Raw genomic sequence first — 25,799 nt, 5'->3', positions numbered from 1 at the left:
TTTTTTATTTAAAGAAAGAAAGGTGTCATAAGTACCTTTCGCTAACAAAGGTATAGAATATTTTAGAAAATAATCTTACGCTCAGGCATTAAAAGCTAGCTTCGAATTAAAATTTTATTTTCAAAACCAATAAAATTAACGCAAATTGTTATATTTGAAACACTAAAAAACAAAAAATTACATGATTTTTTACCGACAAAACCTCACTGACGCTCAATTATTAGATTTATATAAAAAAATATTAAAACCAAGACTGATTGAAGAAAAGATGCTCATCTTGATTCGTCAGGGAAAAGTCTCCAAATGGTTTTCAGGAATAGGGCAAGAGGCTATTGCTGTTGGTGTTACTGCTGTTTTAGACCAATCAGAATACATACTTCCAATGCATCGAAATCTTGGAGTTTTTACAACAAGAGAAATTCCGCTCCATCGTTTATTCTCGCAGTGGCAGGGAAAAGCAAATGGTTTTACAAAAGGCCGCGACAGAAGTTTTCACTTCGGAACCCAAGAATACAATATTATTGGAATGATTTCGCATTTGGGTCCGCAGCTAGGAATTGCTGATGGAATTGCTTTAGCGAATAGACTACAAGACAATAAAAAAATCACTGCCGTTTTTACGGGCGAAGGCGCAACAAGCGAGGGAGATTTTCACGAGGCTCTAAATATTGCAGCCGTTTGGAAATTGCCTGTAATGTTTATTGTTGAAAATAATGGTTACGGACTTTCGACACCAACAAACGAGCAATACGCTTGCGAAAATCTTGCTGATAAAGGAATTGGCTACGGAATTGAAAGCTGGATTATTGACGGAAATAATATTGTGGAAGTTTACAATAAACTGTCTCAGCTGAAAAAGGAAATGCAGGAAGATCCGCGTCCGGTTTTATTGGAATTTAAAACTTTTAGAATGCGAGGGCATGAAGAGGCGAGTGGTACAAAATATGTTCCTCAAGACTTAATGGATCAATGGGAACTGAGAGATCCAGTGACCAATTACAGAAAATATTTGACCGAAAACGGAATCTTAACTGCTGAGTTCGACGAACAGCTTCATGCTGAAATCAAAAAGGAAATCGATGAACATTGGGCAATGGCAAATGCCGAACCTGAAATTGAACCAACTTACAGCGGAGAACTAGATGATGTTTACAAACCTTTTGACTATGAAGAATATACTCACGGAGAAGAAGTAGAAAACATCCGTTTTATAAATGCTATTAGAAACAGTTTAGAGCAATCTATGTGGCGCCATAAAAACCTTGTGATTATGGGGCAGGATATTGCAGAATATGGCGGTGCTTTTAAAATAACGGAAGGTTTTGTAGATGCTTTTGGAAAAGACCGTGTTCGAAATACACCAATCTGTGAAAGTGCTGTCGTTTCTACCGGAATGGGATTGTCTATAAATGGATACAAAGCTATTGTAGAAATGCAATTTGCTGATTTTGTTTCTACAGGATTTAATCCGATTGTGAATCTTTTGGCGAAATCACATTACCGCTGGGGCGAAAATGCTGATGTTGTGGTTAGAATGCCTTGCGGCGGAGGAACTCAGGCGGGACCATTTCATTCGCAAACTAATGAAGCTTGGTTTACCAAAACTCCAGGTTTAAAAGTGGTTTATCCAGCATTTCCTTATGATGCAAAAGGACTTTTAAACACTTCAATTAACGATCCGAATCCGGTATTATTTTTCGAACATAAATTATTGTATCGCAGTGTTTATCAAGATGTTCCAAAAGATTATTACACTATTCCTTTAGGTAAAGCCGCTTTGGTTAAAGAAGGAAAATCGGTCACTATTATTTCGTTTGGAGCGCCAGTTCATTGGACTTTAGAAACATTGGCAAACAACCCAGAAATTGATGCCGATTTAATTGACTTAAGAACTTTACAGCCTTTGGATACTGAAACTATTTTTGCTTCGGTTAAAAAGACTGGAAAAGCGATTATCTATCAAGAAGACACCATGTTTGGTGGAATTGCAAGTGATATTTCAGCTTTAATTATGGAAAATTGTTTCGAATATTTAGATGCTCCAGTAAAACGTGTAGCGAGTTTAGATTCTCCAATTCCGTTCACTAAAGCTTTGGAAGATCAGTTTTTACCGAGAGATCGATTTAAGCAAGCTCTGCTTGAGCTTTTAAAATATTAAGCTTTTGTGTGTATTTTTTAACGCAAAGTGCGCTAAGATTTTTTTTTAAAAGCTTGCATTTATTTTTGCGTTGAATAAGTTCGCAAAGCGAGATTTGTTAAACCCGACAGGTTTTGAAACCTGTCGGGTTTATATTTTGGAATATTTTTAATATTATAACCTGTGTTTTTTTAACGGAGAGAACGCTAAGTTTTTTTTTAGCTTTTGCGTTTATCATTGCGCTGAATGAGATCGCAAAGCTGGATTTGTTAAAACCCGTCAGGTTTTTGAAACCTCTCGGATTTACATTTGAAATCCTTTAATCTTTATAATCTGTGGCTTTTTTTACGCAAAGAACGCTAAGTTTTTGCGTTTATCATTGCGCTGAGTAAGATCGCAAAGCTAGATTTTAAACCCGACAGGTTTTAGAAACCTGTCGGGTTTATATCTTGAAATCCTTTTAATCTTATAATCTATGGCTTTTTTAAACGCTAAGCATTATGATTCAGAGCAGAAAAAAGCTCAGTAGCTTAGTTCCTCTATTTAACTTCTACCTCAAAAAGCTGAACCTGACTTTTAAGTCTTTCAATAACCAAATTCATCATTCGTTTATTCAAATTAGATGAATTTTGGATATAAGTATCGTATTCATCAATCGTAAAAAGAGCCATTATGATTCCTTTTAATGAATTTCTGAATTTAATATCTTTTTGAATGGAGTTTTCAATCGTCTGGAGTTTCTTTTCTACTGAATAAGAATAAAAATCTCGTTTGTTTTTATTGATATAATTTATAAAAACGGCTATAAACAAATCGTTTTGCAATTTCAGAATAGGCCTAATCGTTTGGTTTTGAAAGATCTCATCTGGTGAAGATTGAGCACTTACGGTTCCTAAAGTTTCGCCTCTGAATTCTCTTAAAAAAGTATCTCTATCTTCCATGGGGTTTTTATTTAAATTTAGCGAAAAATAAAATACTAAAAGTCTATTTTTGTTTTAAATGTAAAATACTTATAAACCATTATTGGTTGAAAAAATATATTATGAAGGCTTATTTTATTCTCATTCTTTCCAGTTTATTCCTGATCATTTCTTGTACTTCAAAAGAGAACAGTTATAAAGAGGTGCATTATCAGTCCGTAAACGGAAAAGATAGCGCGGTTTTAGCTTTAAAAATCAGCGTAAAACGTTTTTTTGGGCGCTATGAAATTTTCTACAATAAAATTGGAAAGGATTCTGGAGATGTTCGCGGCAATATAAATGGTGATACTTTGCGAGGAGATTATCATTTTATTTCGCAAGGCGGAAGCTGGAAAAGAATTCCATTGGCATTATTAAAAAAAGACAAACAGCTCATTCAAGGAAAAGGCGCAATCGGAACGTATATGAATCTTCCTTGCTTTTATCCAGGAACATTAAACTATAACAACCCAGATTTCGTTTTTGAAGAAGTGAAAGAATAATTCAGGCTGTTGTTTGCGTAGATTTTACCGCAAAGCTCGCAAGTTTTTTTGATATACTTAATCTTATAAAAACGCAAAGTTCGCAAAGCTTTGCGCTTAATATTTGCCACAGATTATTTAGATTAAAAGGATTTAAATCTGTGTTAATCTGTGAAATCTGTGGCTAATTTTAGCGCAAAGTTCACAAAGCTTTGTCTAAAAAACTTTTCGAACTTTGCGTTCCCGATAGCTATCGGGATTGCGTCTTTGCGGTTAAAAATTTAGCCTATACTAGACGGCAATTCAAATATTTCAAGATCGAAATATCTTACTGAAGCCATAACATGATCAAAAATATCGGCCATGATATATTCATAATTGGCCCAACGTTTATCACTTGAAAAGACATAAATTTCTAACGGAACTCCATGTGCAGTCGATTGCAACTGTCGGCACATGATGTGCATATTCTTATTCAAGCCTGGATGGTCGTGCAGATATTGCATGATATATTTTCTAAACAATCCTAAATTGGTCATGTTTCGGCCATTTAGCGAAAGCGTTTTATCAATTCCTCTAAGATCATTATAGCGATCAATTTCCGCTTGACGGCTTTCAATATAAGAGCTAATAAGCTGTACTTTTTTCAATTGATGCAAATCTTCGTCATTTAAAAAACGAATTGTGCTACTTTTTATCAAAACATGTCTTTTAATACGTCTTCCGTCAGAATTCTGCATTCCGCGCCAGTTTTGGAACGAATCAGAACTTAAAGCATACGTTGGAATAGTAGTAATGGTATTGTCGAAATTTCGAACTTTTACAGTCGTCAAATTGATTTCGATAACATCTCCATCGGCACCAAATTTATCCATTGTAATCCAGTCACCAATACGAACCATGTCGTTTATGGCAACTTGAACACTTGAAACAAAACCAAGAATAGTATCTCTGAAAATTAAGATGATAATAGCCGAAAGCGTTCCTAAAATCGTTAGCAATTCGCCTTTCTTGATTCCGAATAAAGTCGAAATAATCATGGCAACACCAAAAATCCAAAGCACAATCATGATAACCTGAACGAAACTATCGATTGGTTTATCGCTGTATTCTGGTTTCTGCTTTAAATAATCGCGTAACGAGTTGAAAACCGTTCGAACAATCCATAGTCCCAACAATACAATATAGATGCCGACAATTTTTCCGAACATGGATTCCCAATATTCGTATTTATCTAAAATAACGGGAACCGCTTTATAGATAAAGAAAAACGGAATTAAATAAGCCGTATATCTGGTGGTTTTGTTTTGAATTAAATAATCGTCAAACTTGGTTTTAGTTCGCTGAGCAAAAACAGCAGTCAGTGTAACTAAAAGAAATTTGGCTGCGTAATAAATAATGTAAGCGAGCGCTATTAAAATAGCAATATTAAAGATCAGGCTGGTATAAGACGCAAAATTGCGGCTCATTCCCCAATCTCTAAATAGAGGGTATAAAAAATTGAATATTTTCTCCAAAAGCTTATGCATTTTCCAGATACTTTTTCTCTATATAAAAAGTTCCGAACGGAATAAGAGAAGCTACTAAAATGATGGCAAAAGTTTTTAAATCCCAATTCATGGATTTTTTCAATAAAAAGGCTAAAAGAATGTATCCGATAAATAGAACACCGTGTGTCATTCCTAACGGACGTAATAATGTATGGTAAAGTTCTGGATTGTTGTTTTTGATAATCAACATATTAGCAAATAACACTAAATAAGAGATTCCCTCTAAAATGGCAGTGATTTTGAAAAGCTTGAGCATGTATGTATTTTTTAAGTTTTACAGCAGCAAAATTAGGCATTATGGTTTGATTTTAGGATTTAAAAGTTGAAAATAAAATGCTTTTTTGTCCTATAAATACATTCGTAAACTTTGTCAGAGTTTTAAACTTTGACAAAGTTGGACAGTAAGCAAAATTGGAATTTGGAATTTAAAAATTTGAAAATTATCTTTACTGTATGAGCAAAAGAGATTTAAAAAAATATTTAGGAGAATTAACCAAAGAGCAGTTAGAAGAACAATTAATAGAATTGTATGAGAAATTTGCTCCTGTAAAAGTGTATTATGATTTTGTTTTTAATCCGAAAGAAGACAAATTGCTGCAGGAAGCAAAGGTTAAAATCTCGCACGAGTATTTTCCGATCAAAAAACCGGGAGCAAAATGGCGCCCGAAAGCCAAAATGCGAAGATCGGTTGCCCAGAAGTTAATTAAGCATTTTATAATGTTGGGTGTCGATTCGTATGTTGTTGCCGATATTATGCTTTACAATATCGAAATTGCGCAAACGTTTTCTTCGCAAAATTTTATCAAGCAGGAATTATTTTACAAAAGCATCCTAAATTCTTTTGAGCAAGCAGTCAATTTTATCGTTTCAAACGGAATTTTTAACGATTTTAAATTGCGAATTAATGCAATTCAGACCGAAACTGTAGAGCAAAAATGGAAAAATAAGTACGATTTTGAGGCAATTTTGGAGAAAATCGACTACTAAATGCCCTTCTCATAAAAAATCTTTATTTAAAAAAAATATTTATTTTAGGTTAAATTAAGATGAATAACTGTTTTTTCGGTGTATTTTTGCAAAAATCCAAAAATAAACAATGTCTCAAAACACTTTAGAAATACAAAGAGAAGAGAAGAAAGAACTTTATGCATACCAAAAAGGCGACATAGACGCTATTTTTGACCGTTTAGACAATGCTCCTCCAAAACATCATTTACTGTATCAGCTTCCGACAGGAGGAGGAAAAACAGTGATATTTTCTGAAATCGTTCGCCGCTATTTATCTCATAATGATAAAAAAGTGGTTGTTTTAACGCACCGTATCGAACTTTGTAAACAAACTTCAAAAATGTTAACAGGTTTTGGCGTTACAAACAAAATAATCAATAGTAAAGTAAAAGAATTGCCAGACCAGAATGATTTTTCTTGTTTTGTGGCGATGGTTGAGACTTTGAAAAACCGTATTAATGATGAAAAACTTCATTTAGATAATATCGGTTTGGTTATTATTGATGAGGCACACTATAACTCGTTTAGAAAATTATTAAACTCGTTTAAAAATGCTTTTATTCTTGGAGTAACAGCAACGCCTTTGAGTTCGAACATAAAATTGCCAATGCACCAAAGTTACAACGAACTTATTGTAGGTGATACCATTGGATCTTTGATCGAAAAAGGTTTCTTGGCAAAAGCAACGACGTATAGCTACGATGTTGGTTTAACTTCGTTGAAAGTGGGTATTAATGGTGATTATACAGTAAAATCTTCAGACGATTTATATACGAATACTTTGATGCAGGAAAAATTGCTTCATGCGTATACAGAGCGTTCTTTAGGAAAGAAAACGTTGATTTTCAACAACGGTATTCATACTTCTTTATATGTATATGAAACGTTTAGAGAAGCGGGTTACGATATTAGACACTTAGACAATACAAGCAGTTCGGAAGAGCGAAAAGATATCTTACAATGGTTTAAAAAGACTCCAGATGCTATTTTGACTTCTGTCGGAATTTTGACAACTGGTTTTGACGAACCGACTGTAGAAACGATTATTTTGAACAGAGCAACAAAATCGTTGACCCTATATTTCCAGATGATTGGCCGTGGTTCTCGTAAATTGCCTGGAAAAGATGAATTTACAGTTATCGATTTAGGTAATAATGCAGCGCGTTTTGGTTTATGGAGCGATCCTGTAAACTGGCAGCACATCTTTAAATCGCCAGAATTCTATTTAGAAAACTTGCGTGATGATCACGAAATCGAGATGTTCTTTAAATACAGCATGCCACCAGAATTGCGTGCAAAATTCAGCAAAACGGCCGATGTTAGTTTTGATGTCGATGAAGAACATAAATTAATCATCAAACAGAATCTTCGTTCTAAAGTAGTTTTAGACAAATCTTTAGACCAGCATGCGGGAATGTGTGTAGACAATACAGAAACACTTCAAGAAGCTAAAATGCTTGCAAAAGAATTGGAAGATGATATTGAAGACCGTATCAAACGCTATTCTAAATGTTTGAGCCAATGCAGTAAAAACTATCGCGAATGGCTCGTTGACGATTACAAACAGAGATTGACCTTATTAATCGGTAAAAAATATCGTGAGAAAATCATGAACGAACCAGATTGATAATTTTTAAGTTTTTTTGTTTCAGGTTTCATGTTTCAAGTTGTGATGCCCGAAAATATAAATTAATATATGATCTTTGTCAAAGTTTATAACTTTGACAAAGATTTTCCTTTTTTAAAACAACAACAAAACATTCTGATTAAAAACAATCTAAACTCTAAAATCAGAAATCTAAAATATAAAACATGTCTAAACCATTCTCAGTATTAGGAATTTCGGCTCCAATTTTAAAAGCTTTAAGCGAATTAAATATTGTTGAACCTACAGAAATTCAACAAAAAACAATTCCGTTACTTTTGGGCGAAACTCATGATATAGTAGGTTTAGCCAAAACAGGAACAGGAAAAACAGCCGCTTTCGGATTGCCATTGCTACAATTGATAAATACAGAATCAGCTGAAGTTCAAGCAGTAATCTTAGTTCCAACAAGAGAATTAGGGCAGCAGATTTTTAGAAATTTGGAAAGTTTTTCAAAATACATTCCAAATATGTCAATCGCATCTATTTGCGGGGGAACTCCAATAAAACCGCAAATCGAGAGATTAAAAGAAGGCGCGCAAATTGTTGTGGCAACGCCTGGACGCTTAATCGATTTGATTCAGCGAAAAGCCATCAAAATTAAGCAAGCGGAATATTTAGTTTTGGACGAAGCTGACGAAATGGTTTCTATCCTTAAAGAAAGTTTAGACGAAATCGTTGCTGAATTGCCTAAAAAACACCGCACTTTATTATTTTCTGCAACACTTCCTGGAACTATAAAACAGCTGATTCAGAATTATTTGAATAAAAATGTAATTCAGATTAGCGCCAATATGGAAACTGTTGGAAACGAAGGAATCGATCACGAATATATTGTAGTTGATCCTATTGAAAAACTAGAAGTTTTAATGCATTTCTTGAACTCACGAGATGGCGAAAGAGGCATTATTTTCTGTAAAACCAAAGCCGCAGTTAATAAATTAGCTAAAAATCTAGCCATTAATAAGTTTTCTTCTGGAGCGCTTCACGGTAGTTTAACGCAAGGAATTCGTGATCGAATTATGGAGCAATTCCGAGAAGGGCATATTAATATTCTAGTGGCAACCGATTTAGCAGCCAGAGGAATCGACGTAAAAGAAATTTCGTACGTCATTAATTACCACCTTCCTGACACTTACGAAAATTACGTTCACCGAAGCGGAAGAACCGCAAGGGCAGGAGCAAAAGGGCTTTCTTTGACCGTTTTACAGCAAGAAGAAGTTTTTGAAATTGCGGACTTTGAAAGAGAATTAGGAATTAAATTTTCTGAGTTTAAAAAACCTTCAGCGGCAAGTTTGGAAGAAAACAATATGCTTTTATGGGCAAAACAAATCTTCAAAACAAAACCAAATCATGAACTTTCTCAGGATTTGAAAACACGCGTAAAAACTGTTTTTCATCATTTAACGAAAGAGGAACTAATCGAGAAACTAATGGCAAGTTATGTCTTACAGAACAAAATCGATATAGTTGAAAAAACAGTTAAAAAATTCAAAAAGTAATAAATATGACAATTGTCATTGTATATTAAAGTTGTATATTTATAAGGAATTATTTTATAATCCTACTTAATACAATATATATGAAAATAGTCATTATTGGAGGAGGATTTGCAGGACTTAATCTAGCGAAAGAGCTTGTAAATCAGCCTCAAATACAAGTAACTCTTGTAGACAAGAATAATTATAACTTTTTCCCACCACTTATATATCAGGTTGCCACTGCATTTTTAGAGCCTTCGAGCATTAGTTATCCTTTTAGAAAGTTCTTTGCAGGCAAAAAAAATCTACAATTTCGTTTAGGCGAATTACTTTCTGTTTCTCCTGCTGAAAAGAAAATTACTTTGAGCAATGGAGAATTGGATTACGATTATCTGGTTTTTGCCACTGGAGCAGAAACGAGTTATTTTGGGATGGAAAACGTTATGAAAAACGCCATTCCGATGAAAACCTTAAATGATGCCATCGTAATGCGTAATACGTTGCTTAAAAATCTCGAAAAAGCTGCGATTTGCAAGGATATGCGTAAAAGACGTAAATTATTGACAATTGTAGTCGCTGGAGGTGGACCAACAGGAGTGGAAGTTTCTGGAATGTTTGCCGAAATGCGTAAAAATATCCTTTTAAAGGAATATCCAGAATTGGATACATCAGCAAGTAATGTTTATTTGGTCGACGGAGGAGATGCCTTACTGTCACCTATGAGCAAAGAATCTCAAAAAGATACGCTAGATGCTTTAACTAAACTTGGTGTTGTAGTAAAATTAAACACTAAAGTTGTGGATTACGTAGATGATACAGTAATATTTGAAAACGGCGAAACCATAAAAACCAGAAATTTAATCTGGGCCGCAGGAGTATCTGCTAAAATTTTTGAAGGAATTCCAAAAGAAAGTTACGGTCGAGGCAGACGTATGGCAACAGATCAATACAATAAAGTAAATGGTGTTGAAAACATTTACGCTATTGGTGATACAGCTATTACATCTGGCGATCAAAATTTCCCAGATGGACATCCGCAAGTTGCTCAGGTTGCCATTCAGCAAGGATTAAATTTAGCTAAGAATTTTAAAGCAATGGTTACCAATAAACCGCTTAAACCATTTGCTTACAAAGACAAAGGTTCTATGGCTATTATCGGAAAAGCAAAAGCAGTGGTAGATTTACCAAGTCCGAAATGGCATTTTAAAGGCTTTTTCGCATGGATCATTTGGCTTTTTATCCACTTAATTTCATTAATAACTTACAGAAACAGATTAAATACATTCTGGAACTGGATGGTGGCGTATTTCGCAAAAGATCAATCACTTAGAATGATCATCAGACCGGATAAGAAAACTCAAAACTAAAGGAATAAAATTCCAATTTTTTAAATTCCAAATTCCAAACTTGGAAAAATATTAAATGTAAAAAGCCAAAATCTAATGATTTTGGCTTTTTTATTGGAATTTGGAATTTAAAAGATTGGAATTTTAAAATATTTGGAATTTATTATTTTAGTGCCCGATCATAACATCATCACTATCCGACAATTCTACTTTTTGTTTAATAAAACGTTTTCCGATATTTAAAATAAGAAAGGCTGTAATAGTTGTAGTCGTCATAATGGCAACCATTGGAATTACAGAGTTTTTCACGAAAACACCAATTGCAAATGAAGCCAGAGCACCGATTCCGAGCTGAATTGCGCCCATTAAGGCAGAAGCGCTTCCAGTATTTTTAGCGAAAGGAGCAAGCGTTAATCCTGCTGTATTTGGATTTGAAATTCCTAGACAAGCTAGAAACAAGAATAACATTCCGATAGTTTGATACAATCCTAAAAGATCATTCAAAGCCAGAATCAAAAATATTATACTGATAACAGATTGCGAAATCAAAGCTCCAAAAATCATCTGTTCGCTAGAAAATCGCTTTAAAAGCATCGAATTCAACTGACTAGATCCAATAAAACTAACGGACATAAGAGCAAAAATCCATCCGTACGTTTTAGCGTCAACTTTGTAAATGTCCATAAAAACTAGAGGTGAAGCCGCTACATAAGAAAACAATCCTGAAAAAGCGATTGCTCCAGTAAAGGCGTACGTATAAAATTGCGGTTCTTTTAAAACAGAAAGAAAATTAGAAATAATCGGTTTTGGTTTTAATGAAATTGAAGTGTCTGGTTTATAAGTATCAGGAAGTCCGAATTGTGAAGCTGCCAGAATTACAATTCCCATGCACATCAGAATAAAAAATACGGCATGCCAGCCTAAATCTTCTGTAACATAACCGCCAATTGTAGGCGCCAGCATTGGAGAAAGTCCAACAACTAGCATTAAAAGAGAAAATACTTTTGGTATATCTTTTACAGGAAATAAATCTCGAACCATCGCTACAGAAGCAACTGTTGCAGCACAGCTACCAACAGCTTGTACAAATCGAAGGAATATAAAACTATCAATATCAGCTACATAAATACATCCTAAAGAAGCTAAAATATAGACTAAAAGTCCAATAAACAAAGGTTTTTTACGTCCGAAACGGTCTAATAAAGGTCCATAAAGCAATTGTCCAGCTGAAATTCCGATAAAATAGCTGGATAAACTCATAGAAACTTTGGCAACAGTGGTATTTAAATCTTTTGCAATTCCTGAGAAACCAGGCAAATACATATCAATTGAGAACGGACCAAGAGCTGTTAAAGAACCTAATATCAGGATAAGCTGAATATATTTTTTTGTTGTCATTTTCTTAAAAAAGGGCTTATAATTTTTTGCAAAGGTAAAGATTTCATATCTTGTTATAGAACTTGAAGAAGTTTATAACAATAAATTAAAGTAATTGCCAGCATTATTCGGCATAACTATTTATTAATCTTAAAATTAAAATTATGAAAAAGTATCTTTTACTATTAGCAGTTTTATGCACATCAATGTCGTTTGCACAAACCATTACATCAAAACAAGAAGAAGCTAGTACAGAACAATACGAGCTCTTGAAAAAAGTAAACCAGTATTATCCAGACATTACATTAAGCAAATCGGTTACCAATTTTTATGCAGACGGAAAAATTATCGATTCGCAACAGGATTTTGATTTAAGAGGAACAAAATTTTCAAGTTACAAATTAGGGATTGAGCCAGGAAATAAAAAGGTGAAATTTGATTATACATCAACTGAGGCAGGCCACGTGTATGGTGATGTGACCATTTTTAACGGAAATGCTTTAAGAACAACTTTTAATGAAAAAACAAACCAGATTGACGTATCATTAAACGGAAAATCGGTTTATTTGAAAAAATTATAAAATTTTATAGAATTTAGAAAAAGCATCGCAAACTTGTGATGCTTTTTTGATTTATATTTGATTCAGATTTTAATAAAACAAACTACAATGAAAAAATTTCTTTTTCTGGCATTTATAATTTCCTTGCAATCATTTGCACAGCAAAATAAATTCTCAGGAACTTGGGGAAACGAAAAATGCAAAAACTGCAAAAAAGAATTCATTTTTACGATTACCATTGCACAGTCTAATTATAAGATTTTTGGAACCGCCGAAGTTACGAGCGAACACAAAGATTTGAATTCTGGAATTCTGGAAGTTTCCGGACATGTGTATCCGCATGGCGATAAAGCTCAGATAAAATTTAAAGATAAAAACGGAGTAACATCAAGTGCCGTATTATTTGTAGAAGATAACGTAATGCAGTTCACCAAAAATGGCGGAGGCGATCGATCTAATACCAAAAGAGATGATTTTGAAGAAATTATACGAATAAGCTCCTTCTCGGAGTTATTTCAATTTGACCTATAATTTATATTATGTAAAATAGAATATTTCGAAAACCGCCCTATGATGCACTATATAGCTTTTAGTTTGAAAATTTTCATTTTGTCTGAAACTTAGTTTACCATACTTCTGTTCAGTCGCATTTTAAATTTTAAAAACTCATATATTCAAATCTCATAAATACGCTGTATGATTTTATTTTTAAAATATTTTCAAATATTGAAATTTCAGCGTATTTGCTTAAAAGATTTATAGTAATTCAAGTTGTCCATAAATGCGCTGTACAGTTTTAAAATTTAAAAATTTTCGAATATCGCAAAATCGTCAGTTTAGTTCTGAATGGTTCATTATGCAATAAATCAATTCGCCATTTTTGACAATCCGAATTATTCAATTTTTTAAAACATAAAAGCTTTTTCAGGTCTTATTACCATTATCTTTTAACATTTCTTTAAAATAATTAGTTTCTGCTAAAGATACTTTCATTGTAAGACTTTATTTTACTATTTTTACATTCGATACTTTAAAAATAAATTATCACATATATGAATACAGTTGCTGAGCATATTGCAGATTTTTTAAAAGAATACAAACCGTTTGATAATTTAACTTTCCAGGAATTATCAGATATTGCTACGAATATTCGTGTCATTAATTTAGAAAAGCATGCGGTATTATTTCAAAATAACGATCCGCTTCATGAAAACTTTTATGTTGTAGCTTCTGGTGTCATTAATCTTACGACTATTGCCGACGCTGAAGAAACCATTTTGAATAAGTGTCATGAAGGCGATATTTTTGGTTTGCGCCCGTTTTTTGCAAAAAATAACTACATGATGACGGCTAAAGCGCGTGAAGAAAGCATAATTTATGCTATTCCTATCGCTGTATTTAGACCTTTTGTAGCCAACAATTCTGATGTTTTAAATTTCTTGCTGGAAAGTTTCGCTGTAAATTCACGTCACACCAAAGACAGCATGAACTCGAATGGCAAGCTGATCTCTGATGCTGATTATATTGACCAGCAGACAGAAATGCAATATATTCAGTCACTTAACTATAATAATTCGCCTTTGACAACTCAGGCTAATTCTATAATTAAGGATGTTGCTATTTTAATGACAGATTCTATGTTAGACAACATTATAATCTGCGAAAAAAATCACCCTATTGGTATCGTTACCAATGCCGATTTATCATCAAAAATTGCAACCGGACGCTATCCTATTACCGAAACTATAGACAAAATTATGTCGTCTCCAGTTGTAACGGTTTTAGAAAATGTGTCTTTAGCTGAAGCTCAATTGTTGATGCTAAAACATAATGTTACACACTTATGCGTTACCAAAGACGGCACAAGTAAATCTGTTGTGAAAGGAATTATTTCTGAGCACGATCTTATTGTAGCACAAGCTAGTAACCCTGGTGTATTAATTAAAGAGATTAAGCGTTCTCAGCTTCCAAAAGACTTAAAACAAATACGTGATCGCCTATCTGATTTGATTCAGAATTCGATTCAAAAGAATATTCCGATTTCGCATGTAAGCAATATTGCGAGTGAAATTAACTTAGCTATTATTAAGAGAGCAGTCGAATTGTCTATTTTAGATTTAGGCTCCCCTCCTGCACGTTTTGCATGGTTAAGTATTGGAAGTCAAGGGCGTAAGGAGCAATTATTGCTTACTGACCAAGACAGTATTTTAATCTTTGAAGATGTTACTCCTGAAAAATACAGAGAAGTAAAAGATTATTTCTTAAGACTGGCCAAACGCACTACTTCTATCTTAGAAAAAGTAGGTTACGATTATTGTCCGAACGGTCATATGGGAAGCAATATGCTTTGGTGTAAATCATTGAGTGACTGGACAAAACAATACAATAGCTGGATGAATACTCCAGGTGAAAATAGTAATGATTTGAGCAGTATTTTCTTTGATTATGAAATTGTTTTTGGAGAGCCAAAAATTGAAGAAGCGATCGAAAGTGTGATTTTCAAGAATGCTGTAAACAATACTTTATTCTTTGACTTTTTAGGAAACGACGCTTTAAAGAGAAATTCTCCTTTAAGTTTCTTCAAAAAATTTATAACCGAAGAAGACGGTCCGCATAAAGATAAGTTTGACATTAAGACAAGAGCTTTAATGCCATTAATTGACGGAGCACGTTTATTGATATTAAATGCCAATATAAAAGGAATTCAGAATACCTATTTGAGATTCAAACAATTAGCGATTACAGATTCTAAAAATGCCGAAATTTATTTAAGCTGTGCAGAAGCTTTCTTAACGCTTTCTAAATTTAGAACTGTTGAAGGATTAAAAAATGACGACTCTGGCCAATATATTAATATAAGAGAAATGTCAAAATCTGACAAAGAGAAATTAAAAAATGCATTGTCCCCAATGAAAGACCTGGAGGAACTGATTAAAAGTAAATTTCAATTGACGCAATTCTCATAAAATATGCTAGACTGGCTAAAAAATATCAATAAAGACTATCCAGATTTCTGGAAAGACTATTTAACTAAATTCGAAACCAAACCTAATAAGTTTGTTGTTCTCTCGACTGAAACTTCTGGACTAAATCCGGATAAGGATGTTATATTGTCTCTTGGTGCCTTTTCGGTAATGGACAACAGCATAGTTATCAAAGAAAATTTCGAAACGGTTTTATTGCAATACAAATATCTTCAGGACAACGGACTTTCGAATGAATTTATCATAGAAAGCAAAATGATGAAAATGCCGGAGCCTGATGCTTTGGAAGCTTTTGTGAACTTTATCGGTAATTCTATTTTAGTTGGGCATCACATTAATTTTGATATCGAAATGCTTAACGCCGCTTTAGAACGCCTAGATTGCGGACGCTTGAAAAATGAAGCGCTAGATGTTGATGTTATGTACAGAAAACTTACTGATATAAATGATAAACAGTTTTCGCTTGATGATTTATGCGAAATTTATAAGATTCCAAAAAGCGACAGAAATTCTTCTTCTGAAGATGCTTATAGAATTGGACTTTTATTCTTGAAATTAAAATCTCGTTTGGGAATAAAATAGGAATTGGTTTTAACCATATAAGTTATATAAGGAATTTTAAGTTTTGTAATGTAACTTTTGAAGGAAAGAACATAGAAGAACAAAGCTGTCAGACTGAGCGAAGTCGAAGTCCGCATTATTATTATAAAACAAAAATGCCTCTTAAAATTAAGAGGCATTTTTGTTATTTGTATCAATTATTAGACTAGATTCTTTCTTTCATAATCTGCTCCACAACTTCTGGATTTAATAAAGTTGAAGTATCTCCAAAGTTAGAGAAATCTCCTTCAGCTATTTTGCGTAAAATTCTACGCATGATTTTTCCTGAGCGTGTTTTTGGCAAACCAGAAACGAATTGAATTTTATCTAATTTAGCGATTGGCCCAATGTGATCAGCAATATATTGATTGATCTCTTTAGATAAGTTTTCTTTATTTCTGACTTCTCCAGTTTCTTTTAGAATCACATATCCATAAAGAGCATTTCCTTTAATATCATGTGGGAATCCAACAATAGCAGATTCTGCAACCGCTGGGTGCTCGTTGATTGCATCTTCAATTGGTGCAGTTCCTAAATTATGTCCAGAAACAATTACAACGTCATCTACTCTACCCGTAATTCTGTAATATCCAACTTCGTCTCTTAAAGCGCCGTCTCCTGTAAAATATTTTCCAGGGAAAGCAGAGAAATACGTCTCTTTATAACGGTTATGATCTCCCCAAATAGTTCTTGCGATTCCAGGCCATGGGAATTTAATACATAAACTTCCAACTACTTGGTTTCCTTCAATTTCATTGCGTTTTTCATCCATCAAAACCGGCTGAATTCCAGGTAAAGGCAAAGTAGCATAAGTTGGTTTTGTTGGCGTAACAAAAGCAATTGGCGAAATCATAATTCCTCCAGTTTCTGTTTGCCACCAAGTATCTACAACCGGACATCTCTTATCTCCTACGTGGTCATTGAACCAGTGCCAAGCTTCCTCGTTAATTGGCTCTCCAACAGATCCAATCACTTTAAGTGATTTTAGAGGATATTTTTGAATGTAATCTAAACTTTCTTTTGCAAGCGAACGAATTGCAGTTGGTGCCGTGTAGAATTGTGTGATTTTATGTTTTTCGATAATATCCCAAAAACGGCTAAAATCTGGGTAAGAAGGAACTCCTTCAAATAATACAGTTGTACCTCCATTCAATAATGGTCCGTATAAAATATAAGAGTGACCTGTGATCCATCCAATATCTGCTGTGCACCAGAAAATGTCATTGTCTTCGTAATTGAAAACGTTTTTAAAAGTATAGGCTGTATAAACCATGTAACCCGCAGTAGTATGAACCATTCCTTTTGGTTTTCCTGTTGATCCTGAAGTATATAGAATAAACAACGGATCTTCGGCATCCATAATTTCTGCAACACTATTATCTAAAGCAGTGTCTAATAATGGCTGCAACCAAACATCACGGCCATCTTTCATTTTTACGTCAGTATTAGTTCTTTTTGCTACTAATACTTTTGAAACTGAAGGACAAGTTTCTAGCGCTTCGTCAACAATTCCTTTAAGGTCAATTGTTTTATTTCCTCTATAACCTCCGTCTGATGTGATTACCATTTTACACTCGCAATCGTTGATTCTCGCTGAAACTGCCGATGCAGAAAATCCAGCAAAAACAACAGAGTGAATTGCTCCAATTCTAGCACAAGCTAAAACCGAAACAGCCAATTCTGGAATCATTGGCAAATAAATACAAACTCTATCTCCTTTGCGAACACCTTGCTCGCGAAGGACGTTTGCCATTTTTGATACTCTTTCGTATAGTTCGTTATACGTTATATGTAAAGCCTCTTCATTTGGATCATTCGGTTCAAAAATAATTGCCGTTTTATCTCCTCTTTTGCTTAAATGTCTATCAATACAGTTTTTTGTAATGTTAACTTTCGCTTCTGTAAACCATTTTACTTCTGCGTCAGCCATATTAAAATCAACAACCTTGTCCCATTGTTGGTACCATGTGAAATTTTCTTCAGCTATTTTTCCCCAAAATTTTCTCGGCTCTCTTATTGATTTATTGTAATGCTTAAAATATTGTTCTAAATTTTCAATTTTGTAATAGCTCATCGTTTGTTGAATTTTTTTATAAATGTATTAAATCTGAACGTATCCGTAAAATAATTTAATTCATAAATTTTATTAAAAAAAACCTTTTATTTAATAAAGTATGATAATTATTGCATTTGTTTTAAAATTTATTTTTTAAACCCATTTTAGAAACTGAAAAAAAGGCATAACAGATAGATATTATGCCTTTTTTAATTTAACAAATTTCAATAACAATTAATATTGTAAACCGCACTGCGAGACTTTTCTCTATTTTGAAAATAGCAGCATCTTTATTAATTAAAACAGAAATTTCAACAAGTATATTTTTATTAAAACATACCCCATTTTAGGGATTAGCTTCACTTAACTCTCTCACTGAAGTTAAGTGAATGCAATATGCATCTATATCTTTTATCTTAATAAGTGCTTACTAATTCAAAATATTACAAATCATTGATACAGTGCAAATTCCGCAGAATCCAATTCTGCGGAAATTCCCAATTTTTTATTATCCAATTTTTTTCATTGCTGTCATAGACTCTCTCAACCAAGCTCCTACTTCTTCGATAGGGTGTTGGCGGATTTCTTTGTTTACAGCAATTAATACAGTATTATCTACTCCGTTTGAAGTTGAAAACGGTTTTCCGATAATATTAGTATCTACTTTTTTCATAAATTCAGTTAACAACGGCTTACAAGCGTGGTCGAATAAGTAACATCCGTACTCTGCTGTGTCAGAAATTACACGGTTCATTTCGAATAATTTCTTTCTAGCGATAGTGTTAGCGATCAATGGCAATTCGTGTAATGACTCGTAGTAAGCAGACTCTTCAATGATTCCAGCTTCTGTCATAGTTTCGAAAGCTAATTCAACACCAGCTTTAACCATTGCAATCATTAAAACTCCGTTGTCAAAATATTCTTGCTCTGAGATTGGAGCTTCTTGTGGAGCTGTTTTTTCGAAGTTAGTTTCTCCTGTTGCAGCTCTCCATTTCAATAAGTTCACATCGTCATTAGCCCAGTCAGCCATCATTGTTCTTGAGAATTCTCCAGAAATAATATCGTCTTGGTGCTTTTGGAATAATGGACGCATGATATCTTTCAATTCTTCAGCCAATTCATAAGCTTCGATTTTTGAAGGATTATTCAAACGATCCATCATATTTGTGATACCACCATGTTTTAAAGCCTCAGTGATAGTTTCCCATCCAAATTGGATTAATTTAGAAGCGTAAGCAGCATCGATTCCTTTTTCAACCATTTTATCGAAACATAAAATAGATCCTGTTTGCAATAATCCGCAAAGAATTGTCTGCTCACCCATTAAATCTGATTTTACTTCAGCTACGAAAGATGATCTTAAAACTCCTGCTCTGTGTCCTCCAGTTGCTACAGCGTAAGCTTTTGCTTGATCTAAACCTAATCCGTTTGGATCGTTTTCTGGGTGAACTGCGATAAGAGTTGGAACTCCAAATCCTCTTTTGTACTCTTCACGCACCTCAGAACCTGGACATTTTGGAGCACACATAATTACAGTGATGTCTTTACGAATCTGCATTCCTTCTTCTACAATGTTGAATCCGTGAGAATAAGCCAAAGTAGAATTTTGTTTCATTAATGGCATAATAGCAGTTACCACAGCTGTATGTTGTTTGTCTGGTGTAAGGTTACAAACTAAATCTGCAGTTGGAATCAATTCTTCGTAAGTTCCTACAGTGAAACCATTTTCAGTTGCATTTTTATAAGAAGCTCTTTTTTCTGCAATTGCATCTGCACGTAATGCATAAGAAATGTCTAAACCAGAATCTCTCATGTTTAAACCTTGATTCAAACCTTGTGCTCCACAACCAACAATTACAACTTTTTTTCCAGCCAAAGCTGCAATCCCGTCTGCAAATTCAGATTGCTCCATAAATTCGCAAACTCCTAATTGTTCTAATTGTAATCTAAGTGGTAATGTATTGAAATAATTTGCCATTTTTGTTTTAATATTTAATGAAATGAAATTTTAATAATTGATTATATATAACTAAGATTTTATTATTTAAAGGTTTCTAATAAGGTAGAAATCTCCATTTTTTCTTTTGAAACTGAGATTCTTCCAGAACGTACAAACTGCATAATTCCATAAGGCTTAAACTTGTTGTACAATTCTTCAATTTCCTGACGTCTTCCTGATTTTGAAATCACAAAGAAATCTCTTGAAACCGTTACAATTGTTGACTGGCTTTCTTTGATGATATTCTGAATTTGTTTTTCGTCAAACAACAAACTTGAAGCAATTTTGAATAAAGCATTTTCTAAGAAAATCGTCTCCTCGTCTGTATGATAAAATGCTTTTATAACTTCAATTTGTTTTTCAATCTGGCCTACAATATTCTGAACCCATTTTTCTGTCGTATTTACTACGATGATAAATCTTGAAACATTCTCTATTTCTGATTCTGATACATTTAGACTTAATATATTAATGTGACGCTTTAAGAATATTCCCGATATTCTATTTAATAAACCCACGTTATTTTCTGAGTATACCGATATGGTAAATGTTTTATCTTCCATGTTGTTTTTTAGTTTATTTTGTTTCAAGTTTAAAGTTTCAAGCTTTACTTAACTTGGAACATGAAACTTGAAACATGAAACTTTTTTCTAGCTTAATCTAATTTCAGAAACACAAGCTCCCGTTGGAATCATTGGGAAAACGTTATTCTCTTTTTCAATCATAACTTCTAAGAAATAAGAATCTTTTGAAGCCAGCATTTCTGCAACGGCTGCATCTAAATCTTCCCTTTGTGTTACTTTTTTAGATTTAATATGATATCCTTCTGCAATCGCAACAAAATTTGGGTTTGTCATTCTTGTAGATGCATATCTATTGTCAAAGAATAATTCCTGCCATTGACGTACCATTCCTAAAAACTCGTTGTTTAGAATAACAATTTTAACTGGTACCTGTGTCTGGAAAATAGTTCCTAATTCTTGAATAGTCATCTGGAAACCTCCATCACCAATAATGGCAACTACTTCGCGTTCTGGCTGACCCATTTTCGCTCCAATTGCTGCTGGCAATGCAAATCCCATTGTCCCTAAACCGCCAGAAGTAATATTACTTTTAGAAGAATTAAACTTCGCATATCGGCAAGCAAACATTTGGTGCTGCCCAACATCGCTTACAATAATTGCATCTCCTTTTGAATGTTTGTTGATCATTTCAATAGTTTCTCCCATCGAAATTCCTTTATCTTCACTTGGATTTAATTCGTCTTTAATTACTGTATCAAATTCTATTTTATGCAATTCTTTAAATTCATTATGCCAAGAATCGTGAGACTTTTGATCTACTAAAGGTAAAAGTGCTGCTAAAGATTCTTTTACATCTCCTAAAACAGCAATTTCTGTTTTAACGTTTTTATCGATTTCCGCAGGATCAATTTCGAAGTGAATTACTTTTGCCTGTTTTGCATAAGTGCTCAATTTACCTGTAACACGGTCGTCAAAACGCATTCCCATAGCAATTAAAACATCACATTCGTTTGTCTTTAAGTTTGGCGCATAATTTCCATGCATTCCAAGCATACCAACATTCAACGGATGATCTGTAGGAAGTGCAGAAAGCCCTAAAATAGTCCATGCTGCAGGAATTCCTGTTTTTTCAACAAACGCTTTAAACTCTGCTTCTGCCTGACCAAGAATAATTCCCTGACCAAAAACAATTAAAGGTTTTTTAGCGCTGTTAATTAAAGCCGCAGCTTCAGCAACTTTATCTTGTTTTAATTTAGGAACTGGAACGTAGCTTCTAATTCCTATACATTTTTCGTAGCTAAACTCTAAATCATCAAACTGAGCATTTTTTGTAATATCTACCAATACTGGACCTGGACGGCCAGAACGAGCGATATAGAAAGCTTTTGCCATAATTTCAGGAATCTGAGAAGCTTCAGTTACCTGAAAATTCCATTTGGTAACCGGAGTCGAAATTCCGATAATATCCGTTTCCTGAAAAGCGTCTGATCCTAATAAATGTCTTCCTACCTGCCCTGTAATACAAACTAAAGGCGTTGAGTCGATCTGAGCATCTGCAATACCAGTTACTAAGTTGGTAGCACCTGGTCCAGAAGTAGCAATTGCCACCCCTACTTTTCCTGTAGCTCTTGCATAACCTTGAGCTGCATGCGTTGCTCCTTGTTCGTGACGTACTAAAACGTGGTGCAACTGATCTTGAAATTTATATAATTCGTCGTAAACTGGCATTATAGCTCCACCTGGATAACCATAAATTAAATCTACTCCTTCTGCTAATAAACATCTTATAACGGCTTCTGCCCCTGATATTTTCATAGTATATTATTTTTATCAATTTCAATGGCAATGTCAAAAATCAATATCAAATTCAAATTTTAAATTGACTTTTGATATTTTATCCTTTATTGCAATTGAATTTTGTAATTGACATTGTTATTGAAATTGATTTTTGATATTGTTCTTTTTTAAATTAATTATCGGTTACACATCCTGTTGATGCACTCGAAACCGATCTTGCGTATTTAAGTAAAACCCCTCTGTCAACTTTTAAAGACGGCTTAACCCAAGCTGCTTTTCTTGCTGCAAATTCTTCGTCAGATATCTTTAGGTCGATTGTATTTTTCACAGCGTCGATAGCAATTAAATCTCCATCTTTAACTAGTGCAATACCACCACCATCATATGCTTCTGGTGTAACGTGTCCTACCACAAAACCGTGCGAACCGCCCGAGAATCTACCGTCTGTAATTAGTGCACAGTTGCTACCTAATCCAGCTCCGATAATGGCAGATGTAGGTTTTAGCATTTCAGGCATTCCCGGACCACCTTTTGGCCCGCAACCTCTAATGACGACTACATTACCTGGTTTAATTTTTCCGGCTTGAAGACCTGGAATTACTTCAAATTCACCTTCAAAAACTACAGCAGGACCTTCAAAATATTCTCCTTCTTTTCCGCTGATTTTTGCCACAGCACCTTCAGAAGCAAGATTTCCGTATAATACTTGGATATTTCCTGTTGGTTTTAATGCTTTTTGAATTTCATGAATTACTTCTTGTCCGTCTTGTAAATCTGGAGTTTCTGCTAAATTTTCTGCAACAGTTTTTCCTGTAACCGTTAAACAGTCTCCGTGAATCAATCCAACTTTCAATAAATATTTCATCACTGCAGGAATACCTCCCACTTCGTGAACATCTTCCATCATATACTTACCACTTGGCTTCATGTCTGCCAATACTGGTGTTCTATCGTTAATCGCTTGGAAATCATCTAAAGTGATCGTAATTCCAACAGAGTGCGCCATTGCGATTAAGTGCATAACTGCATTTGTAGAACCTCCTAAAACTGCTACAATTGTAATAGCATTCTCGAAAGCTTTGCGCGTCATGATATCTCTTGGCTTAATATCTTTTTCTAATAAAACTCTAATTGCAGCTCCAGCAGCAGCGCATTCGTCTCTTTTTTCCTGACTCATAGCCGGGTTTGAAGAACTGTATGGCAAACTCATTCCCAAAGCTTCAATTGCAGAAGACATTGTGTTTGCTGTATACATTCCGCCGCACGCACCTGGCCCAGGGCAAGAATTTTGAATAACACCTTTAAAATCTTCTGGAGTAATTTCGTTTCTAACTTTTTTACCTAAAGCTTCAAAAGCAGAAACAATATTTAAAGACTCTCCTTTCCACTTTCCAGAGTGAATAGATCCTCCGTAAACCATCATTGCTGGGCGGTTTAATCTTCCCATTGCAATTAAGGCTCCTGGCATATTTTTATCGCATCCAGGAATTGCAATTAAACTATCGTACCATTGCGCTCCCACAACTGTCTCGATAGAATCTGCAATTACATCTCTAGAAACCAGTGAGTAACGCATACCTTCAGTTCCGTTAGAAATACCGTCACTGACACCAATGGTATTAAAAATAAGTCCGACCAGATCTGCATCCCAAACACCTTTTTTAACATCTTTTGCTAAATCATTCAAGTGCATGTTGCAAGTGTTACCATCGTAACCCATGCTCACAATACCTACTTGTGCTTTTTTCAAATCTTCTTCAGTTAAACCAATTCCGTACAACATCGCTTGCGCCGCAGGCTGTGTTTGATCTTGAGTGATGGTCTTGCTGTACTTATTTAATTCCATTTATAATTTGTTTTATTTTATTTTTATTCAAAAAAAAACCTTCCAAGTATTTGGAAGGTTTGTAATATAGTCTTTCAATTATATTTATAACATTCCCGATGCAGATGTGTGAATCACATTGACAACAACGACAGAAGTAATAATAATTGAGATTTGCATCTTTCTATTTTTTTAGTGTGACAAAAGTATGAAAACTTAAGGAACTAAAAAAATAAAATCTCAACATTTTCGATACTTCTTGTTGTTATCTTCACGTTTTAACAAAAAATATTAAACAATTGTAGATTGTCCAATACTAACATTGTCATTATTAAAATACAGCAAATCGTCTTTGCTGAAAATAAAGTTGGAAACAAACTCTCCTACTTCATTTGTTCCAAATTTAGAATCTGGTTTCAAATCAACTGTAACTACCTTAAATTCAATAGCTTTTTTAACTGCAGCAAAAACTACATTTGCTTCTTTAGTTAATCCAAAATGCTCTAACAACATTCCCGCTGCTAAGATTGAAGCAATCGGATTGGCAATGTTTTTTCCTTTTGCCTGCGGATATGATCCATGAATTGGCTCAAACAAAGCATTTTTCTCTCCTAAAGATGCTGACGGCAACAAACCGATAGACCCCGTAATTACGCTAGCTTCATCAGATAATATATCTCCGAACAAATTCTCTGTCAAAATCACATCAAATTGTTTCGGATTTAAGATTAACTGCATCGCCGCATTATCAACAAATAAGAAATCAAGCGCTACATCTGGATAATTTTCGCTCACTTTCTGAACTACTTTTCTCCATAATCTTGAAGTTTCCAAAACATTTGCTTTGTCAACCAACGTTAGCTTTTTACGGCGGTTTTGTGCCGATTTAAAAGCCAAATGTGCAATTCTTGTAATTTCTTCTTCAGTATATTCACATAAATCTGAAGCGTGTGTTCCTTCTTCATTCAAAGTTTTAGCTCCGAAATAAGCACCGCCTGTTAATTCTCTGAAAATTGTAAAATCTGCTCCTTCAATAATTTCTTTTTTTAATGGAGAAGATTCAATTAAAGCCTTATAAGGTTTAATCGGACGAATATTAGCAAACAAACCAAGCTCTTTGCGAAGTTTTAACAAACCTTGCTCCGGACGAACTTTTGCATTTGGATTGTTATCATATTTAGGATCTCCAATAGCACCAAGCAAAACAGCATCTGTGTTTAAACAAAGATTTAAAGTCTGCTCCGGTAACGGATTTCCAGTTTTGTCGATCGCAACAGCTCCCATGAGTGCGTCTTCAAAAACAAATTCATGATTGTAAACTTCAGCAATAGCATATAATGCTTTTTTTGCTTGTAAAATAACCTCAGGTCCAATTCCATCTCCCGGCAAAACTGCAATTTTCAAATTCATAACGTCTCGTTCTTTATGTATTTAAATCCTTTATTCTCTTTGGTCTTTATTCTATTCTA

At 34.1% G+C, this 25,799-nt stretch carries 20 protein-coding genes; 10 read left to right on the top strand and 10 right to left on the bottom strand.

Annotated elements, in window-relative coordinates; all coding sequences use genetic code 11:
* Positions 1-181: 181 nt before the first annotated feature.
* Positions 182-2,158, top strand: coding sequence for an alpha-ketoacid dehydrogenase subunit alpha/beta (locus AC3E9W_RS16160; protein ID WP_488769136.1), 1,977 nt, complete (start codon positions 182-184; stop codon positions 2,156-2,158).
* 518 nt (positions 2,159-2,676) lie between these two features.
* Here AC3E9W_RS16160 and AC3E9W_RS16155 read toward each other — a convergent pair.
* A complete protein-coding gene (locus tag AC3E9W_RS16155; protein WP_488769135.1) occupies positions 2,677-3,078 on the bottom strand; it encodes a glyoxalase in 402 nt (133 codons plus the stop codon).
* A 101-nt stretch (positions 3,079-3,179) separates the two neighbouring features.
* Here AC3E9W_RS16155 and AC3E9W_RS16150 point away from each other — a divergent pair, with 101 nt between their 5' ends.
* Positions 3,180-3,599: a hypothetical protein gene (locus AC3E9W_RS16150; protein WP_488769134.1), complete on the top strand. Its 420-nt coding sequence runs from the start codon at positions 3,180-3,182 to the stop codon at positions 3,597-3,599.
* Between the two features lie 260 nt (positions 3,600-3,859).
* Here AC3E9W_RS16150 and AC3E9W_RS16145 read toward each other — a convergent pair whose 3' ends face one another.
* Both AC3E9W_RS16145 and AC3E9W_RS16140 read right to left on the bottom strand, forming a co-directional pair.
* A complete protein-coding gene (locus tag AC3E9W_RS16145) occupies positions 3,860-5,107 on the bottom strand; it encodes a mechanosensitive ion channel family protein (protein ID WP_488769133.1) in 1,248 nt (415 codons plus the stop codon).
* On the bottom strand, positions 5,100-5,384 hold the full coding sequence (locus AC3E9W_RS16140; RefSeq protein ID WP_306155133.1) for a DUF3817 domain-containing protein: 285 nt from the start codon (positions 5,382-5,384) through the stop codon (positions 5,100-5,102). Before AC3E9W_RS16140 ends, AC3E9W_RS16145 begins: the two co-directional genes overlap by 8 nt.
* Before the next feature lie 197 nt (positions 5,385-5,581).
* Here AC3E9W_RS16140 and AC3E9W_RS16135 point away from each other — a divergent pair, with 197 nt between their 5' ends.
* From AC3E9W_RS16135 to AC3E9W_RS16120, 4 genes are all read left to right on the top strand, one after another.
* Positions 5,582-6,115 (top strand): DUF6155 family protein, encoded by a 534-nt coding sequence (locus AC3E9W_RS16135; protein ID WP_306155135.1) that lies wholly within the window; start codon positions 5,582-5,584, stop codon positions 6,113-6,115.
* Positions 6,116-6,224: 109 nt separating this feature from the next.
* Positions 6,225-7,763 carry a DEAD/DEAH box helicase gene (locus AC3E9W_RS16130; protein ID WP_095929316.1) on the top strand — a complete coding sequence of 513 codons (1,539 nt, stop codon included), beginning with the start codon at positions 6,225-6,227 and terminating at the stop codon, positions 7,761-7,763.
* Between the two features lie 185 nt (positions 7,764-7,948).
* The gene (locus tag AC3E9W_RS16125) at positions 7,949-9,283 is read left to right on the top strand and encodes a DEAD/DEAH box helicase (protein WP_488769132.1); all 1,335 of its coding nucleotides are present in this window, start codon (positions 7,949-7,951) and stop codon (positions 9,281-9,283) included.
* An 80-nt stretch (positions 9,284-9,363) separates the two neighbouring features.
* Positions 9,364-10,629, top strand: a complete 1,266-nt coding sequence (locus AC3E9W_RS16120; RefSeq protein ID WP_306155141.1) for an NAD(P)/FAD-dependent oxidoreductase — start codon at positions 9,364-9,366, stop codon at positions 10,627-10,629.
* A 147-nt stretch (positions 10,630-10,776) separates the two neighbouring features.
* Here AC3E9W_RS16120 and AC3E9W_RS16115 read toward each other — a convergent pair whose 3' ends face one another.
* The gene (locus tag AC3E9W_RS16115) at positions 10,777-12,006 is read right to left on the bottom strand and encodes a multidrug effflux MFS transporter (protein WP_488769131.1); all 1,230 of its coding nucleotides are present in this window, start codon (positions 12,004-12,006) and stop codon (positions 10,777-10,779) included.
* 143 nt (positions 12,007-12,149) lie between these two features.
* On the opposite strand from AC3E9W_RS16115, the gene AC3E9W_RS16110 reads away from it, so the two are divergent.
* The 4 genes from AC3E9W_RS16110 (at position 12,150) to AC3E9W_RS16095 (ending at position 16,111) form a co-directional block, all read left to right on the top strand.
* A complete protein-coding gene (locus AC3E9W_RS16110; protein WP_456892862.1) occupies positions 12,150-12,566 on the top strand; it encodes a hypothetical protein in 417 nt (138 codons plus the stop codon).
* A gap of 87 nt (positions 12,567-12,653) precedes the next feature.
* Positions 12,654-13,076: a hypothetical protein gene (locus AC3E9W_RS16105; RefSeq protein ID WP_488769130.1), complete on the top strand. Its 423-nt coding sequence runs from the start codon at positions 12,654-12,656 to the stop codon at positions 13,074-13,076.
* A 521-nt stretch (positions 13,077-13,597) separates the two neighbouring features.
* Positions 13,598-15,511 carry a DUF294 nucleotidyltransferase-like domain-containing protein gene (locus AC3E9W_RS16100; RefSeq protein ID WP_488769129.1) on the top strand — a complete coding sequence of 638 codons (1,914 nt, stop codon included), beginning with the start codon at positions 13,598-13,600 and terminating at the stop codon, positions 15,509-15,511.
* A 3-nt stretch (positions 15,512-15,514) separates the two neighbouring features.
* Entirely contained in the window at positions 15,515-16,111 is a 597-nt protein-coding gene (locus tag AC3E9W_RS16095) for a 3'-5' exonuclease (RefSeq protein ID WP_306155151.1), read from the top strand.
* 184 nt (positions 16,112-16,295) lie between these two features.
* Here AC3E9W_RS16095 and acs read toward each other — a convergent pair whose 3' ends face one another.
* The 6 genes from acs to leuB form a co-directional block, all read right to left on the bottom strand.
* Complete coding sequence (gene acs / locus AC3E9W_RS16090) at positions 16,296-18,203, bottom strand: acetate--CoA ligase (RefSeq protein WP_306155153.1); 1,908 nt, start codon at positions 18,201-18,203, stop codon at positions 16,296-16,298.
* A 490-nt stretch (positions 18,204-18,693) separates the two neighbouring features.
* On the bottom strand, positions 18,694-20,163 hold the full coding sequence (gene ilvC, locus AC3E9W_RS16085) for a ketol-acid reductoisomerase (RefSeq protein ID WP_306155155.1): 1,470 nt from the start codon (positions 20,161-20,163) through the stop codon (positions 18,694-18,696).
* 62 nt (positions 20,164-20,225) lie between these two features.
* Positions 20,226-20,747 (bottom strand): acetolactate synthase small subunit, encoded by a 522-nt coding sequence (gene ilvN, locus AC3E9W_RS16080; protein WP_456892883.1) that lies wholly within the window; start codon positions 20,745-20,747, stop codon positions 20,226-20,228.
* An 87-nt stretch (positions 20,748-20,834) separates the two neighbouring features.
* Positions 20,835-22,523 (bottom strand): biosynthetic-type acetolactate synthase large subunit, encoded by a 1,689-nt coding sequence (gene ilvB, locus AC3E9W_RS16075; protein ID WP_488769128.1) that lies wholly within the window; start codon positions 22,521-22,523, stop codon positions 20,835-20,837.
* Positions 22,524-22,677: 154 nt separating this feature from the next.
* A complete protein-coding gene (ilvD, locus tag AC3E9W_RS16070; protein WP_488769127.1) occupies positions 22,678-24,351 on the bottom strand; it encodes a dihydroxy-acid dehydratase in 1,674 nt (557 codons plus the stop codon).
* 270 nt (positions 24,352-24,621) lie between these two features.
* A complete protein-coding gene (gene leuB, locus AC3E9W_RS16065; RefSeq protein ID WP_488769126.1) occupies positions 24,622-25,740 on the bottom strand; it encodes a 3-isopropylmalate dehydrogenase in 1,119 nt (372 codons plus the stop codon).
* Positions 25,741-25,799 lie beyond the last annotated feature (59 nt).

It is taken from the genome of Flavobacterium sp. 38 (assembly GCF_057799715.1).
This window is presented reverse-complemented; position numbering and strand designations above follow the sequence as displayed.

Bases quoted from the DNA above. Each gene is read 5' to 3' on its own strand.
- AC3E9W_RS16160 (WP_488769136.1), top strand. From the start codon at position 182: ATGATTTTTTACCGACAAAACCTCACTGACGCTCAATTATTAGATTTA.
- AC3E9W_RS16155 (WP_488769135.1), bottom strand. From the start codon at position 3,078: ATGGAAGATAGAGATACTTTTTTAAGAGAATTCAGAGGCGAAACTTTA.
- AC3E9W_RS16150 (WP_488769134.1), top strand. From the start codon at position 3,180: ATGAAGGCTTATTTTATTCTCATTCTTTCCAGTTTATTCCTGATCATT.
- AC3E9W_RS16145 (WP_488769133.1), bottom strand. From the start codon at position 5,107: ATGCATAAGCTTTTGGAGAAAATATTCAATTTTTTATACCCTCTATTT.
- AC3E9W_RS16140 (WP_306155133.1), bottom strand. From the start codon at position 5,384: ATGCTCAAGCTTTTCAAAATCACTGCCATTTTAGAGGGAATCTCTTAT.
- AC3E9W_RS16135 (WP_306155135.1), top strand. From the start codon at position 5,582: ATGAGCAAAAGAGATTTAAAAAAATATTTAGGAGAATTAACCAAAGAG.
- AC3E9W_RS16130 (WP_095929316.1), top strand. From the start codon at position 6,225: ATGTCTCAAAACACTTTAGAAATACAAAGAGAAGAGAAGAAAGAACTT.
- AC3E9W_RS16125 (WP_488769132.1), top strand. From the start codon at position 7,949: ATGTCTAAACCATTCTCAGTATTAGGAATTTCGGCTCCAATTTTAAAA.
- AC3E9W_RS16120 (WP_306155141.1), top strand. From the start codon at position 9,364: ATGAAAATAGTCATTATTGGAGGAGGATTTGCAGGACTTAATCTAGCG.
- AC3E9W_RS16115 (WP_488769131.1), bottom strand. From the start codon at position 12,006: ATGACAACAAAAAAATATATTCAGCTTATCCTGATATTAGGTTCTTTA.
- AC3E9W_RS16110 (WP_456892862.1), top strand. From the start codon at position 12,150: ATGAAAAAGTATCTTTTACTATTAGCAGTTTTATGCACATCAATGTCG.
- AC3E9W_RS16105 (WP_488769130.1), top strand. From the start codon at position 12,654: ATGAAAAAATTTCTTTTTCTGGCATTTATAATTTCCTTGCAATCATTT.
- AC3E9W_RS16100 (WP_488769129.1), top strand. From the start codon at position 13,598: ATGAATACAGTTGCTGAGCATATTGCAGATTTTTTAAAAGAATACAAA.
- AC3E9W_RS16095 (WP_306155151.1), top strand. From the start codon at position 15,515: ATGCTAGACTGGCTAAAAAATATCAATAAAGACTATCCAGATTTCTGG.
- acs (WP_306155153.1), bottom strand. From the start codon at position 18,203: ATGAGCTATTACAAAATTGAAAATTTAGAACAATATTTTAAGCATTAC.
- ilvC (WP_306155155.1), bottom strand. From the start codon at position 20,163: ATGGCAAATTATTTCAATACATTACCACTTAGATTACAATTAGAACAA.
- ilvN (WP_456892883.1), bottom strand. From the start codon at position 20,747: ATGGAAGATAAAACATTTACCATATCGGTATACTCAGAAAATAACGTG.
- ilvB (WP_488769128.1), bottom strand. From the start codon at position 22,523: ATGAAAATATCAGGGGCAGAAGCCGTTATAAGATGTTTATTAGCAGAA.
- ilvD (WP_488769127.1), bottom strand. From the start codon at position 24,351: ATGGAATTAAATAAGTACAGCAAGACCATCACTCAAGATCAAACACAG.
- leuB (WP_488769126.1), bottom strand. From the start codon at position 25,740: ATGAATTTGAAAATTGCAGTTTTGCCGGGAGATGGAATTGGACCTGAG.